The organism is Deltaproteobacteria bacterium, from assembly GCA_040223695.1.
In the GTDB taxonomy this organism is placed as follows: Bacteria; Desulfobacterota_D; UBA1144; order Nemesobacterales; family UBA2774; genus JAVKFU01.
In genome coordinates this window covers 43594-56536 of record JAVKFU010000017.1, presented here as the reverse complement: position 1 = coordinate 56536, position 12943 = coordinate 43594, and the positions used below count along the sequence as shown (strand labels likewise).

The following is a 12943-nucleotide window of genomic DNA, read 5'->3' as shown; positions in this document are numbered from 1 at the left end:
TATTTGATCCTTAGGGCATCTAATTTTATGTAATAGTGATCACCACTGAAATCCGATCACGACCTGACCGCTCACTATCGGGCTCAGATTCACGTTCTCTTCATCGGGAACTATTATCTTCAATGGGTTTACAATATAACTTGCAGCGTGCAGAAATCCGTTATCTCTCGACTCGAGCCAGTCGGAGGTCTCTTCAAGAACTATTCCCAGCGGGACGCCGATTCCGGGCGTAATAACCAAATCGTGAATGGACGGAGACTGAATTACTCCCTCAATCGTATATTCGAATAGAGTGCTCTGAATAACCGAGCCGAGGGCCGATGTGTACCTGTTATAGCCTTTTGCCCGATAATATAGATATGAATATGCGCCAAACGCCGGGTGAGCGACCCAGTTCGTTTTAAACCTGTCGCCGTCTTTCCATTCGAAATCCCCTCTTCTTTTTCCCTTGTTCTGGAATCCGAAGAAGTTTTTCCACCACGTAAAAGGATTAATAAAAACCTGGTCTTCCTTTCTGTTTATATCAAGCATATTGACCTGTACGATGCGTACGAGCCAAAGGGTGAAATAGACGTTTCTGGTATTGCGGAGAAAATCGTTAAAGTCGGCAAGGGACTTGTCATTGGCTTCTTTTTCCAATACGATATCGGGTTTTCTGTATTCCCTTATGTCTATAAATACGGAGTCGTTTACCGGACTCATCAATATCGGAGGATCTTCGCCGTATATGGTCTGAGAGTATGAATTTGGGCTCAATAGTAATAAGGAGAGGGTCAGGTGAATGACAAAAACGCTAATAAATGTTGAAATATTCATAGGATACGCCGCTCAAATGCATTCACTTTAATGATAACACTCATACAGGGATTTGAATAGAGTTTATTGTCCTCAAAATTTTTCTCTTTTCTTACGTGTACGTTAGTGAGTCTTAGATTAAAATCCCTTGACTTCACAATTAAAATAATGTAATTATCTCAGGTAGAAGTTTCATTTAATTCAGGAGGAGCTTAATGCACAGGCCTTGGTTTATTGCTATAGGTATATGTTTAGTTTTTACACTGCTGATTGCCGCAGGTTGCGGGTCTAATGTCGACAAAGAAATGGCTGATGCCGAAGCGGCTTTACAGGCTGCGAAGGATGCAGGCGCTGAGGGTCTTCCTGAGTATCAGGCCGCCGAAGAGTTGATCGAAAGAGCCAGGGAAATGATGGCGGCAGGCAACACGGCTGCTGCTCGTCAGCTGCTTGAGGAAGCCAGGTTTAAAGCTATAGAGGCGGAGGGAAAAGCTAAAAACCAGGCCTTCGCTTCGAGTGTTGATGTTGAAGCCATGGAGGAAAGTTTGCAGGGCTTGAGCCCGGCAGGGTCGAATTACGGTCTTGTAGACGTATTCTTTGATTTTGACCAGTCTGCCATTACTTTCGACTCCAAACCCGTTCTTGATCAGAATGCGAATATAATCAGAGGGGGCGCAAATAAATTCCAGGTTGTCGTCGTCGAAGGGTACTGCGATGTGAGAGGTACGGAGGAATATAACTTGGCATTGGGTCAAAGGAGAGCTGAGTCCGCTGTGAATTACCTTATCGGACGCGGAGTTCCGCCATCTATGGTTCAGGCTGTTAGTAAGGGAGAAACCGAGCAATTCGCGGTAGGTACGTCGGAATATGACTATCAGCAGAACAGAAGAGCCCATTTCGTTCCGGCGGTATCTTCTCCCAGCTTTTAATCAGGAATGATCTATGAATGCTAAAGTCGTAATCAATTTTGTACTGGCTGTAAGTTGTCTTATGTCGTTAGGATGCGTGGCTACCCAGGGGGATGTAAGTAGTGTGTATGCAAGACAGACGAGGCTTGAGGGCAAGATGGACCGTCTTTCAAGAGAGGTGCAGACACTGAAAACTACTCCGGGCTCGTCTTCAACCGACGTTGAGCTAAGGGAAAAGGTTTATCAGCTTGAAGCCGCTATGAGAGAGCTTAACCAATCCTATTCGAAACTGGAGTCCAGGGTTAATCAGCTCAGTCTGGGGACTGCCCCGATTACACCGGAATCCGAACCTATGGATGTTGCCTCGGTTGGCACAGCCCCGGTGGATGACGAAGCCTCGATATTTAATCAGGGCTACACGGAACTCGGTGAGGGTGATTTCGAGGCTTCCAGGATTCAATTCAGGAAGTTTTTGTCTAAATACCCCAAATCCTCGAAAGCAAATGACGCGATGTACTGGATTGCGGAGTCCTATTACAGGGAAGGCGAATTCGAGGAAGCTATTCTGGAATATCAGAGATTCATCGATACATATCCCAAGGATGACAGGGTGCCTCTCGGATATTTAAAACAGGGGCTTTCTCTTGTTGAAATCGGGAAACAGGAAGAAGCGACATTGTTCTTCCAGACACTGATTGACAAGTATCCGAATTCGGATGAGGCCAAGACAGCGAAAGAAAAAATTACGGAACTTGCAGTTGAGCGTTAAACTGTTTATTATTATGTACTCGTTGAGTACTAAAAAACTCTTAAAGGAGGTGCAGTAGAATGAAAAGGGATAAGCAAGTTGTGTTTTTGGGTATCCCCTTATTAGTTGTTGCATTGCTCTATTTGGCAAGCTGCGCGACACCCCCGCCGACGCAAGAGCTAGCGGCTGCTGAATCGGCAACAGCTGAAGCGAAAGCTACCTGTGAGCAGTGTAAGCAAAGAGTATGTGGTGATGATCCCACAACAGGAGATTATTGTGGAGCTCCTTGTGGTGAGGCAGAGTTGGCAGCTGCTGAGTCAGCTTTGGCCAAAGGTAAGGCCCTTGCAGGCGAATTTTGCAGTGAGCTTGAAGCTCGCAGAATGCTTATCGATGCCAAAGCAAAGGCAGACGAAGCTAAGTTAAAATGTGCGGTACCCCCACCCCCACCACCGCCACCGCCACCGGCACCGGCACCGGAGTTGAAGGATATATTCTTTGACTTTGACAAGTTCAACATTAGGCCTGATGCTGCCGCGGTATTGGAAGAAAACGCGGGGACCTTACAGGCAGATCCTAATCTGACAGTGTTGATTGAAGGTTATGCAGATATTAGAGGTACTCCTGCATACAACCTGAGACTTGCACAGAGAAGGGCTGATTCAACAAAGGCCTTCTTGGTCCAGATGGGAATAGACCCGGCTAGGATCACGACTGCAAGCGGTGGTGAAACAACGCAGTTCGGCGCGGGAACAACCGAAGAAGCCTATCAGCTTAACAGAAGGGCTCACTTCATCGTTACATCGCCGACAGCAAAAGTGGGCGCAAGACTTATATTTCAGTACGCTAACTAATTATAAGTTTTGTCCTGATTGCATATAGATAATTATCTCATCGATTTTAAGAATTAAGTGTAGATGAGAAATTAAATCATGGAGAGAAACTCCTTACGGGGTTTCTCTCCTTTTTTATAATAGAGACAAGTCCGATCTTCTCGGCACTTGACAGCTTTTTATCATCCATGTTTAATACTCCCTGACTTATTGATCTCCACCTTGTCAAGTAAATGAATATCCGGTTTACGAACTCGAAAAGACTTTATAGAATAGCGGAGCGCCTTATGCCGGGAGGGGTTAATAGCCCCGTAAGGTCGTTCAATGCCGTATCCGGCACCCCTGTTTTTGTTTCCAAAGCAAAAGGAGCGTACGTTTATGATGAGGACGGGAATAAATATATTGATTACATGTCCTCCTGGGGACCTCTCATACTGGGACATGCGGCGCCCGATGTAGTAGCTGCGGTAAAGAAAGCGGCGGGAAGGGGCACAAGCTACGGGGCCCCCTGTGAAAATGAAATCGAGGTTGCCAAGCTAATCGTAAAATCTTTTCCTTCCATAGAAATGGTGAGAATGACGAGTTCCGGCACTGAAGCGACGATGAGCGGCGTGCGTCTGGCCCGCGCTTATACGAAAAGGGACTATATAGTCAAGTTCGAGGGGTGTTATCACGGACATGCCGATTATCTTCTGGTACAGGCGGGCTCCGGAGCAACGACGTTCGGCACTCCCAGCAGCCCCGGTGTGCCAAAGGCTTTCACTGATAGGACATTACTGGCCGGATATAACGATCTGGGATCGGTTGAAAAACTTTTCAAAAAGAAGGGGGACAAGATAGCAGCGGTAATTCTTGAGCCCGTTGCGGGCAATATGGGAGTGGTGCCCCCGCAACAGGGGTTTCTTGAGGGCCTGAGAGAGATAACACGCGATTCAGGCGCGCTGCTTGTATTTGACGAGGTAATATCCGGGTTCAGACTGGGAAGAGGCGGCGCTCAGGGGACTTTCGGAGTTGTGCCGGATATCACATGCCTGGGAAAGATAATAGGAGGAGGTCTGCCGGTGGGCGCGTTCGGCGCAAGTAAGGAAATAATGAAAATGGTCGCGCCGGTCGGTCCGGTGTACCAGGCCGGAACACTTTCCGGAAACCCCCTTGCTATGGCCGCGGGGCGCGCGACTCTGACTAAACTTTTTGAAAAAGGGAACTACCAAAAGCTCGAAAGCCTGACGGTTGAGCTGGTTCAGGGGATCACAGAAATAATCGAGAAACTCGGGGTCAAGGCGCAAATAAATTCGATCGGATCCATGTTCACGCTTTTCTTTACAGATGTAAAACCGGTTGATTACCGGTCGGCGCTGATGAGTGATACAAAAAAGTACTCCAAATTTTTTGAAAATTTGCTCAGGGCTGGTATTATGTTTCCGCCTTCTCAGTTTGAGGCGGTTTTTCTTTCACTCGCTCATACTGAAAGGGACATCAAGAGGACGCTTGATGCGGTATACGGATCTCTAAAAAAGATCCAGTAAATAATAGAGGGCTAAGCGTTTAGAAAGCAACAAAAATATAAATGGTTGATGTTTATTGCCATCGGCTTTGAGCTTGGATTTTCTGTCATAGCCGGAATAATGCTCGGGCAATATGTAGACAAGTGGGTTGGAACCTCTACACCCTGGTTTACGATGTTAGGGCTGGTAGCGGGTGTATTTACCGGATTTAGTTTGCTTCTAAGGATGATTAAAAGAATTGATAACGGAAAGGACAGCAAGTCTGTTTAGCATACCGACTATAGGGCGTGTAGAGAAAAGCGGTCTTGTAGTTACCGCGATTTTGTTCGCGGTGAATTATTTTTTGGGATCAAGAGAATTTGCGCTGGGTACGGCTGCGGGCGGCATTTTATTTGTCGCTAATTTCATGGCAATCAGATTTCTCGTAAATGCGCTGGTTTCCAAATCTGCTCCCAAGGCTTTCGCAATTTTCGCTTTTGTTATCAAGATGGCTGTTTTTATCGCTATAGTCATTTCTATATTTTTATTTGCTAAAGTAGATTTGTACGGATTTTTTATCGGTGTTACGGGGGTTGTGGTGGTAATTATCGGAGAAAGTTTAAGAGGGAGCAAAGATGGAACACTTTAGCTGGTTTACGCTCATAGGATTGGGTAAATATGATTACATTCTGGGCTCGATTCTGGTATTGCTCTTTTTAGCTTTTGCCGGGTACAAGATTAAACAAACCCTGTCAAAAGAAGATTCGGTAATGCCGGACGAGAAGTTTTCCCTGAGGACTATATTTGAAATCCTTACAATTGACTTCCTTTTCGATCTGTTCACGAATATGCTCGGCTCAAGGGAACAGGCCAAAAAATATTTCCCGCTGCTTGGCGCGTCTTTCTTCTTTATTTTATTTGCTAATTTTCTTGGGATTATTCCGGGATTCCTGCCCCCCACCGGGAATTTCAACGTGCCGGTTGCCTGCGCTCTGGTTATTTTCGTAATGTACAACTATTATGGGTTCAAAGAAAACGGCATTTCGTATCTGAAACATTTCGCCGGACCCGTATTATTCCTGGCGCCGCTGATGTTCATAATAGAGATAATAAGCCATTTCGTACGTCCCGTATCTCTATCGCTCAGGCTTTTCATGAATATTACAGGGGATCACATGGTTCTGGGTGTTTTTACAAACCTTGTGCATTACATAATACCCGCGATATTCATAGGACTCGGGATCTTTGTATCTTTTCTTCAGGCGTTTATTTTTACCGTGCTGTCTGCGATCTATATTTCCCTCGCGACGGCGCATGAAGCTGAAATTGAATAGAATAAACAAAAATGAATAAAACAATGACCTACTCTACTAAAGGAGGTAAACAAATGAATAAGGCTGTTTCGATTCTGTCAGTATTCGCAGTGGCAGTGCTTGCTCTTTTTGTGCCTGATACGGCTTTTGCGGTTGAGGGCGGAGGAGAGTTGACAAAGCTCGGTCTTGCTCTGGGAGCCGGATTGGGAATAGGGATTGCGGCAGGTATAGCAGGTTTGGGTCAGGGGCGTGCGACCGCGGCTGCTTTAAGCGGTATTGCCAGAAATCCCGGCGCAAGCTCGAAGATTCTCACACCGATGATTATCGGTCTTGCTCTTATCGAATCTCTCGTTATTTATGCTCTTCTTATAGCATTCCTGCTACAGGGAAAAATTTAATCTATAACGCATGCGGGGAGTTTCCTATAACTCCCTGCATGGCAGTTATGCCGCCGCTTATATCCAGAATTTGATATAATATAAAGACGGCATTACCCTTCTAACATGAAGAATATAGTTATAGCTCTTCTGCTGGGCTTTCTGCTTTCGGGGTGCGGGGCGGCCTCGGGAATAATGCAGAAGGACGACCAGGAATCCCTGTCCAAATCCACCGACCTTTATTACAAACTCATAATGTGGAAGTATTATGACAAGGCCGCCCGGTTCGTAGATCCTGCGAAATTAAAGGATTACGAAGGCTTCGTGCTGAGAAACGAGAAGGATCTGAATATAACGAGTTACCAGATTAAGGAAATCGTGTATCTCGTTGACGGCGAGCCGGAGGGAACAGGCACCGGGAAGGAATCCAAAGAGTGTCTGGTGAGGGTATCGTACACCTACTACAAATATCCCTCAGTCTCGGAAAAGAGCGTGATGGTCCAGGATAATTGGGTGCGGAACGGTAAAATTTGGTATGTTTCTTCCGATTACGAAAAAGGAACATTCGAGTAATTCGCTTTTATAGTTAGCTATCGATTAGGCTTTCGAGCGGGTATTTTTTTGATACTATTTCTTTCGCTTGCTTGCCGTTTGTTATTTCCCCCTCAAGCTGCGCCTCTTCCACAAAGTTGAGAATTTCGGAAAACAATGGGCCCGGTTTATAGCCCATCTCTATAAGCTCTTTTCCTCCTATGAGCGGCGCGGGTTTTATCTCCTCGTCCTCGAATTCATCGAACTTCTTCATAATGAAGTCGTAGGCGTCGGTGGAGCCGTGACTCGCGAGACAGTCGGATAGGTGGAGGACCAGGTGTTCCTCAAAATTCGGCATTCCGATAAATCTTTTAAGCGTGCTTTTCTTCATATTAAAAACGTCTTTGAATTTAAGATGCTCTCTCACCAGCTGATAAACTATATCGATCTGTTTATTTGAAAATTTGAGCCTTCTGCAGATTTTTTTAGACATCTCGGCTCCCACCTTGTCATGGCCGTTGAACCTTATCCTGTCGGAAACCGAGAAAGTGGGGGGTTTGCCGACGTCGTGCAGGAGACCTCCCATGGCGAGCTCCGGCGACACAATGCCTGAGGTTTTTTCGTAGATGTTGTCCAGCACCATGCATGTGTGAGTGAATACGTCCCCTTCGGGGTGAAACTCCGGGGGCTGCTCGACACCGTGCATTTCATCGACTTCGGGCAGTATGTATTTAAGTAGACCGCTTTCTCTAAGGAGCGCGAGACCTGCTCCGGGGTTGTTCTGTGATATTATTTTTAGGAGTTCGTCCCTTATTCTCTCTTCGCTTACCCGGGTTATTTCCGGAGCGAGTTTTGTCAGGGCGTCCAGGGCTTTCTCCTCGAGTTTGAAGCCGTATCTCGACGCGAATCTAACGGCGCGCATCAATCTCAGCTTGTCTTCGTTAAAACGCTCGTACGGGTCTCCTATAGCCCTTATTATTCCATTGGTTATATCATCCATTCCCCCCACATAGTCGATTGCTTCCTCGCTCAGGGGGTCGTAGAGCATTCCGTTTATGGTGAAGTCGCGCCTGAGGACGTCTTCCTCTTCGTCCATGCTGTATGTGACCGTATCGGGGTGGCGGCTGTCCGAATAACTCTCCTCTTTTCTGAACGTAGCCACCTCGAACTTACAGTGGCCTACCAGAACCAGTATTACGCCGAAGCTCGCGCCTACTGGCACCGTATGCTCGAATATTCCGGAAACTTCTTCAGGGGTTGCGCTCGTGGTTATATCGTATTCCACGGGCGCGATGTTCATGATCATGTCCCTTGTGCAGCCGCCCACGCAAAACGCCTTATGACCCGAATCCCTCAGCCGGGTAACCACGTTTTTGGCCAGATAAAACAGCTCGCTAAGAAACGGTTTGACTTTTATAACTTTTTTCATTGTTTTAATGTGTAACTTTTATTGTATATTTTACACACTATCCTGCAAAGGATATCCTAAATGATAAAGACGGTGTTTGCATATGAGCGAAAAAACTATACCGGAACTCCTTCATAAGCGGGTAAAAGAACACGGAACGAGGTTACTCTTCCAGCGACGCGACGGCTGGAGCTGGAAACAAATTACCTGGCTCGACTTTGACCGTAAAGTAAAGAATATAGCGTCCTTCCTGATGCATCTCGGTCTGGGGAGGGGCGACAGAGCGTTAATCGTATCCTCGGGCCGTCTCGAAGCCATTTCGGCGGAGATGGCTATATTCCATCTGGGGGGCGTAATCGTGCCTCTTTCAATCGACGAAAGCGTCGAAAAAATAACTCAGGTGGCCAATGAGCTGAATGTAAAACTTATTTTTATCGAGCAGGGGGATGCTCTCGAGGGCCTATTAGGTTCTCTCGACCGAATACCGAACGTGGAGAGGATCGCGGTTTTCCCGGATGCCAGAATCAAGAACGAGCGTATTATCAATTTTAAAAATATTCTCAAATTCGGCCTTATGCATAGGAAAAAACTTCAGGATGAGCTCACGCAGGTATCGAATAATATCGATCCCGACGCTGCCGCCGCTTTCTTTGTCCTGCCCGGCTCCGATAAAACAGGGGTAAAAGAGATATCCCAAAACGAAATATTGACCGCTCTTGAGAAGACCTCGAATAAACACTCCTATTTGAAGGCTGAAGACCAGTCTTTTTCCTGCCTGACGGCAGCGAGCCCCTTTGCCAAATTCATCAATTATTTGACCTTGTATAATGCCAACAGGGCGGCTGTGGCTGAGACCAGAAAGGATTTTTACGAGGACATGCCGGAGGTAATGCCTACCATACTGTTCGAGACGAAGGGGGGGTTGGAGAAGATATGCGAAAACGTCCTTTCAGAACTCAACGGCCAGTCCCCGGAGAAGATGATCAGGGCGGAGCTGGGAGGCAGGATAAACCATATATTCGTTGATTATATGCCAGGAAGTGATTTTGAGATTCTTCTGAGAAAAGCAGGCGTTAATTTGGCAGAGATTCCCGAATTGACCGGGCTTGTCCCCTAATCTTCAGTTTCATTCACCGAACACGTTGCTTTTCCCCTGTTGAAATTTATCAGTATCTCCTCCCCTCGCTTAAGCTCACCGGAGTCTTTGACGATCTTCATCGAAGGGAGCTTATAGGTAATACAGTAACCGCGGCCAAGAACCTTAAGAGGGCTGAGCGCATCCAGTTTTCCGGAGAGAGCGGCCATCTCGGATTCCGCCGTATCGAGCTTTGTCCGGAAAAGTCTTATAAGGTCTGACTGTATCTGATCTACCTCCCTTGCGTGTATCTCGATGCGGTTCTGGAGCGCAAGCGCGATCTTGGCTTTAAGCTCAGCTATGTACTGAAGCAGCTCGGCTTTTTCCCTGACCGCTATCTCTCCGGCCATGGAAGGCGTTGCGGCCCTCATGTCGGCTACCAGGTCGGCGATTGTAAAGTCAATTTCGTGCCCCACCGCGGATACCAGAGGGACGGGTGATTCGGCGATTTTCCTCGCGAGCGCCTCGTCGTTGAAAGCCCAGAGGTCTTCCTTCGACCCTCCGCCCCTCGCGAGTATGATCATATCCAGATTCTCAATCCGGTACAGTCTATCGAGCGCGGCGATAATTTCTCGGGGCGCGAAGTCTCCCTGAACCCTAGCGGGGGAAATCAGTATCTCGAGATTGGGGAATCTCCTGTCCAGAACCTTGAGTATGTCCTTGATTGCGGCCCCTGTGGGCGAGGTCACTATGCCAATTTTTCCCGGCAGGAATGGAAGAGGGCGTTTCCTGTCCTCATTGAAGAGCCCCTCTTTGAGCAGCTTCTCCTTTAACTGCTCTAGCGCGATTGCCTGAGCTCCCACGCCCTTGGGCTCCATGTCCCTGACGTTTATCTGATAGACGCCCTGCCTTTCATAGACCCCTATCTGCCCGCAGCAAATGACCTCCATACCGTTCTCAGGCAGGAATTTTATGTGTTGATTGGACCATTTAAAGCAAACGGCGGATATCTGGCTATTTTCGTCCTTTATGGAAAAGTACCAGTGCCCGCTTGCGTAGTTGCCTCTGAAATTGGAGATTTCGCCCGTGACCCAGACGTATTCGAACCCGATTTCCTCCTCGATCGTCTCCTTGATCCTAGTGTTGAGCTCGGAAACGGTATAAATCCGGCTTTTAAGAATGTCCTGAAAAGACGGGGTTTCTTCCATATCCTAGAAGTATTTTGGATAGGGGTTCATTAGTCAAGGATTATGGTCCGGTTATTCGGTCAGGTTCGGGTGGCTGTTGGAAATCTGCTCTTTAATCCGAGGGTCCAGTTTTGCATTGCCGAGAGTCTTTACAGATGATATCTGCTCCGGGGTGAGCTTCGCGCAGTCCGTTAAATCCGCGCCTTCGAGGTCGGCGTTCTGAAGGTTCGCCAGTCTAAAGTTAACTTGCCTTAGAGTGGCGCGCGCAAGATTCGCGCCGATCAAGTGCGCCCCCTCTAGCGTCGCGCCCTCAAGATTAGCGTCTTCCAGGTTGGCGCCTTCACAATTTGTCCCGTAGAGAGTAGCCTGCTTCAAATTCGCCCCTTTCATATTGCAGCCCCTGCAGAAGGCAAGCTTCATGTTTACGTTTTGGAGGTTTGCCCCCTGAAGGTCCGTTCCGACGAGGTTCGCCCAGGCCAGGTCCGGCTTCACATCCGGATTTTCTTCTCTCCACCTGTTCCACCCGTCCACACCCTTCTTTATTAATGCCACATGTTCCTGATTCGCCATGCGTACAGTTTTCCCGGAAGCTCGATTGATTTTTTTATTGGTCGAAAACTTTCACAGCGGAGTAGATGATGTAAAGAGCGATCAGCAGGAGGATAATCCTCGTCAGAAGTCTCTTGACCCCGCCGACACTTATTCCTATCCGCTCACCACAGTTAGGGCACCTGTCGATCTTCATGCCGATTTCATAACCACAATGTTCACATTTCGTTGTTTTCATTATTTATTCTATTTTATCCTTTTCAGGGCAGGAGCTACAAGATTCGGGTGATACTTGCCGATTTTGTCCGCCAGCATCCCCGTAATATTTTTAATGTCCCACTGCGCCCCTTCTGACATCCTTAAATTAATCAGATGATATAGCTCCCACAGGTCAAAGCTCCCGAGAACCCGCCTGTTATGAGCGTTCGTCACCACATAACTCGCGGTCCCGGGTAATTTTTCGTTCATGAGCTTCACGTAAAGTTCCTCGCTTTTCTCGGTTGCTTTCAAGAGCAGGTCGGCTCCACCGGATTTTTCTATATTGGGCGGAATCGTTATCCCGTGTGAGACGGAGGGGTCCTTGTATATCCAGTTGGTTCTCCTGTGTCGGAGAAGCTGATGCCAGCATGCCTCGCTTATTACAAACTCGGCTTCGTAACTCACGAGCTTAAGCGCGTTTATCGGATTGTCGTATTTGCCCAGTCTTTCTAGAGAGTTTTTTAATATATCAAGCTTGCCGGTTAAATCGGATTTGCTCAATTCCCTGTCTACGTCGTCGTAAGCTGCATCCGAGTGCTCGAAAAGTATCGCGCCTATCATCTTATCGATGGCTGCTTCTTCCGGGTCAGGGGAATCTTTACCCGTCCAGTCGAGAAGCTTTACGCCGCAGCCCGTTTCAGATGGTTTTCCCGCGTTCTCGCCGAAGATTGAGCTTGCCGCGGAAACGAGCCTCCGGCGTGTCCCGGTGATGTATTCGTTTTCGTTCGCGTATTTTACGAGGGTGGGAACCGAAAACCTCACCTCGTCTTTTATTTCCTGAGCCCTCTGTCTTACCTCCGCGTATTTGCTGGAAAGAAGCCCGGTCAGGGAGTCCTCTATGGCCCTTGCGTTTGCCGTCATGCCGAGGTTGGTGAATGTAGCCAGATTGAGCGCGTACCGGGCGTCTTCAAATGCGATCTTCTCAAGCGCCCTGTAATGTGTTTTTTCCTCCATGCCGTCCGGGACCGGTACGGTCTCTTTTAAAAACGCGAACAGTTTGTCGTTAAGCTCTGCATAGATGTCGTACTGATACTCGTTTAACGATATGTATTCTTTTTTTAGTGAAGGTAGACCGTCAAGCTCGCCCGGCATGTAAAAATCTCCCTTCCGTGGCTTCTGATAACGCTGTGAGTATTCCGTAAAGGATATGTACTCGTTTGAGAGCTCAAGAAGGGACGAAAAAAGCCGGGAGACCCTCTCGATGCCCACATGGACCGCTGCGTGCTCGGCCACCGAGGCGTGTCCGTAGTTGAGAACCCATTTTTCGTGGAACTTGGACGCTCTTTCCTGCCCGAGCTGTTCTTCCTGTATAACCACACCAATGTTATCCCTGAAGCTCTTGGGGCTTCTGCTGACGTAGGCGAAGATCACGGCGATTACCTCTTCCGGAATATTGCTTACCGTGTATATGTCCCTATCCACGTTGGATACGTATTTTTCAACTTCAGTCTGGAGCGATTTTTCCTCAGCCATGGGCTCTCCT

General features: G+C 47.7%; 15 protein-coding genes. 9 read left to right on the top strand and 6 right to left on the bottom strand.

Translation table 11 applies throughout. The features are described from left to right. Positions 1–39 precede the first annotated feature (39 nt). Positions 40–702: a DUF3943 domain-containing protein gene (locus tag RIG61_08135; GenBank protein MEQ9619126.1), complete on the bottom strand. Its 663-nt coding sequence runs from the start codon at positions 700–702 to the stop codon at positions 40–42. 308 nt (positions 703–1010) lie between these two features. Between RIG61_08135 and RIG61_08130 the strand changes: the two genes are divergently transcribed. The 8 genes from RIG61_08130 to RIG61_08095 all read left to right on the top strand — a co-directional run bounded on the left by RIG61_08130 (position 1011) and on the right by RIG61_08095 (position 7025). Further along, a complete protein-coding gene (locus RIG61_08130; GenBank protein ID MEQ9619125.1) occupies positions 1011–1721 on the top strand; it encodes an OmpA family protein in 711 nt (236 codons plus the stop codon). 13 nt (positions 1722–1734) lie between these two features. Further along, on the top strand, positions 1735–2469 hold the full coding sequence (gene ybgF, locus RIG61_08125; protein ID MEQ9619124.1) for a tol-pal system protein YbgF: 735 nt from the start codon (positions 1735–1737) through the stop codon (positions 2467–2469). 59 nt (positions 2470–2528) lie between these two features. Next, complete coding sequence (locus tag RIG61_08120; GenBank protein MEQ9619123.1) at positions 2529–3299, top strand: OmpA family protein; 771 nt, start codon at positions 2529–2531, stop codon at positions 3297–3299. A gap of 212 nt (positions 3300–3511) precedes the next feature. Continuing rightward, positions 3512–4804: a glutamate-1-semialdehyde 2,1-aminomutase gene (gene hemL, locus RIG61_08115; protein ID MEQ9619122.1), complete on the top strand. Its 1293-nt coding sequence runs from the start codon at positions 3512–3514 to the stop codon at positions 4802–4804. 217 nt (positions 4805–5021) lie between these two features. After that, positions 5022–5411 (top strand): ATP synthase subunit I, encoded by a 390-nt coding sequence (locus RIG61_08110; protein MEQ9619121.1) that lies wholly within the window; start codon positions 5022–5024, stop codon positions 5409–5411. Next, a complete protein-coding gene (atpB, locus tag RIG61_08105) occupies positions 5398–6096 on the top strand; it encodes a F0F1 ATP synthase subunit A (GenBank protein MEQ9619120.1) in 699 nt (232 codons plus the stop codon). The genes RIG61_08110 and atpB overlap by 14 nt, the downstream gene beginning before the upstream one ends. 53 nt (positions 6097–6149) lie before the next feature. Then, on the top strand, positions 6150–6473 hold the full coding sequence (locus RIG61_08100) for an ATP synthase F0 subunit C (protein ID MEQ9619119.1): 324 nt from the start codon (positions 6150–6152) through the stop codon (positions 6471–6473). A 105-nt stretch (positions 6474–6578) separates the two neighbouring features. Beyond that, complete coding sequence (locus RIG61_08095; GenBank protein MEQ9619118.1) at positions 6579–7025, top strand: hypothetical protein; 447 nt, start codon at positions 6579–6581, stop codon at positions 7023–7025. A gap of 13 nt (positions 7026–7038) precedes the next feature. Here RIG61_08095 and RIG61_08090 read toward each other — a convergent pair whose 3' ends face one another. Next, positions 7039–8412, bottom strand: a complete 1374-nt coding sequence (locus RIG61_08090) for a CCA tRNA nucleotidyltransferase (GenBank protein MEQ9619117.1) — start codon at positions 8410–8412, stop codon at positions 7039–7041. Between the two features lie 82 nt (positions 8413–8494). On the opposite strand from RIG61_08090, the gene RIG61_08085 reads away from it, so the two are divergent. Then, entirely contained in the window at positions 8495–9508 is a 1014-nt protein-coding gene (locus tag RIG61_08085) for an AMP-binding protein (protein ID MEQ9619116.1), read from the top strand. On the opposite strand, the gene xseA is transcribed toward RIG61_08085, so the two are convergent. The 4 genes from xseA to RIG61_08065 are packed head-to-tail and all read right to left on the bottom strand — an operon-like array spanning position 9505 to position 12933. Further along, the gene (gene xseA / locus RIG61_08080; GenBank protein ID MEQ9619115.1) at positions 9505–10674 is read right to left on the bottom strand and encodes an exodeoxyribonuclease VII large subunit; all 1170 of its coding nucleotides are present in this window, start codon (positions 10672–10674) and stop codon (positions 9505–9507) included. The two genes, RIG61_08085 and xseA, sit on opposite strands and share 4 nt — an antisense overlap. Before the next feature lie 51 nt (positions 10675–10725). Continuing rightward, positions 10726–11223 carry a pentapeptide repeat-containing protein gene (locus RIG61_08075; protein MEQ9619114.1) on the bottom strand — a complete coding sequence of 166 codons (498 nt, stop codon included), beginning with the start codon at positions 11221–11223 and terminating at the stop codon, positions 10726–10728. A gap of 34 nt (positions 11224–11257) precedes the next feature. Further along, on the bottom strand, positions 11258–11440 hold the full coding sequence (locus tag RIG61_08070) for a hypothetical protein (GenBank protein ID MEQ9619113.1): 183 nt from the start codon (positions 11438–11440) through the stop codon (positions 11258–11260). A gap of 8 nt (positions 11441–11448) precedes the next feature. Then, on the bottom strand, positions 11449–12933 hold the full coding sequence (locus RIG61_08065) for an FAD-dependent thymidylate synthase (protein ID MEQ9619112.1): 1485 nt from the start codon (positions 12931–12933) through the stop codon (positions 11449–11451). Between the last annotated feature and the right edge of the window lie 10 nt (positions 12934–12943).

Coding starts and splice junctions, on each gene's coding strand:
- RIG61_08135 (MEQ9619126.1), bottom strand. CDS start 702: ATGAGTCCGGTAAACGACTCCGTATTTATAGACATAAGGGAATACAGA.
- RIG61_08130 (MEQ9619125.1), top strand. CDS start 1,011: ATGCACAGGCCTTGGTTTATTGCTATAGGTATATGTTTAGTTTTTACA.
- ybgF (MEQ9619124.1), top strand. CDS start 1,735: ATGAATGCTAAAGTCGTAATCAATTTTGTACTGGCTGTAAGTTGTCTT.
- RIG61_08120 (MEQ9619123.1), top strand. CDS start 2,529: ATGAAAAGGGATAAGCAAGTTGTGTTTTTGGGTATCCCCTTATTAGTT.
- hemL (MEQ9619122.1), top strand. CDS start 3,512: ATGAATATCCGGTTTACGAACTCGAAAAGACTTTATAGAATAGCGGAG.
- atpB (MEQ9619120.1), top strand. CDS start 5,398: ATGGAACACTTTAGCTGGTTTACGCTCATAGGATTGGGTAAATATGAT.
- RIG61_08100 (MEQ9619119.1), top strand. CDS start 6,150: ATGAATAAGGCTGTTTCGATTCTGTCAGTATTCGCAGTGGCAGTGCTT.
- RIG61_08095 (MEQ9619118.1), top strand. CDS start 6,579: ATGAAGAATATAGTTATAGCTCTTCTGCTGGGCTTTCTGCTTTCGGGG.
- RIG61_08090 (MEQ9619117.1), bottom strand. CDS start 8,412: ATGAAAAAAGTTATAAAAGTCAAACCGTTTCTTAGCGAGCTGTTTTAT.
- RIG61_08085 (MEQ9619116.1), top strand. CDS start 8,495: ATGAGCGAAAAAACTATACCGGAACTCCTTCATAAGCGGGTAAAAGAA.
- xseA (MEQ9619115.1), bottom strand. CDS start 10,674: ATGGAAGAAACCCCGTCTTTTCAGGACATTCTTAAAAGCCGGATTTAT.
- RIG61_08075 (MEQ9619114.1), bottom strand. CDS start 11,223: ATGGCGAATCAGGAACATGTGGCATTAATAAAGAAGGGTGTGGACGGG.
- RIG61_08070 (MEQ9619113.1), bottom strand. CDS start 11,440: ATGAAAACAACGAAATGTGAACATTGTGGTTATGAAATCGGCATGAAG.
- RIG61_08065 (MEQ9619112.1), bottom strand. CDS start 12,933: ATGGCTGAGGAAAAATCGCTCCAGACTGAAGTTGAAAAATACGTATCC.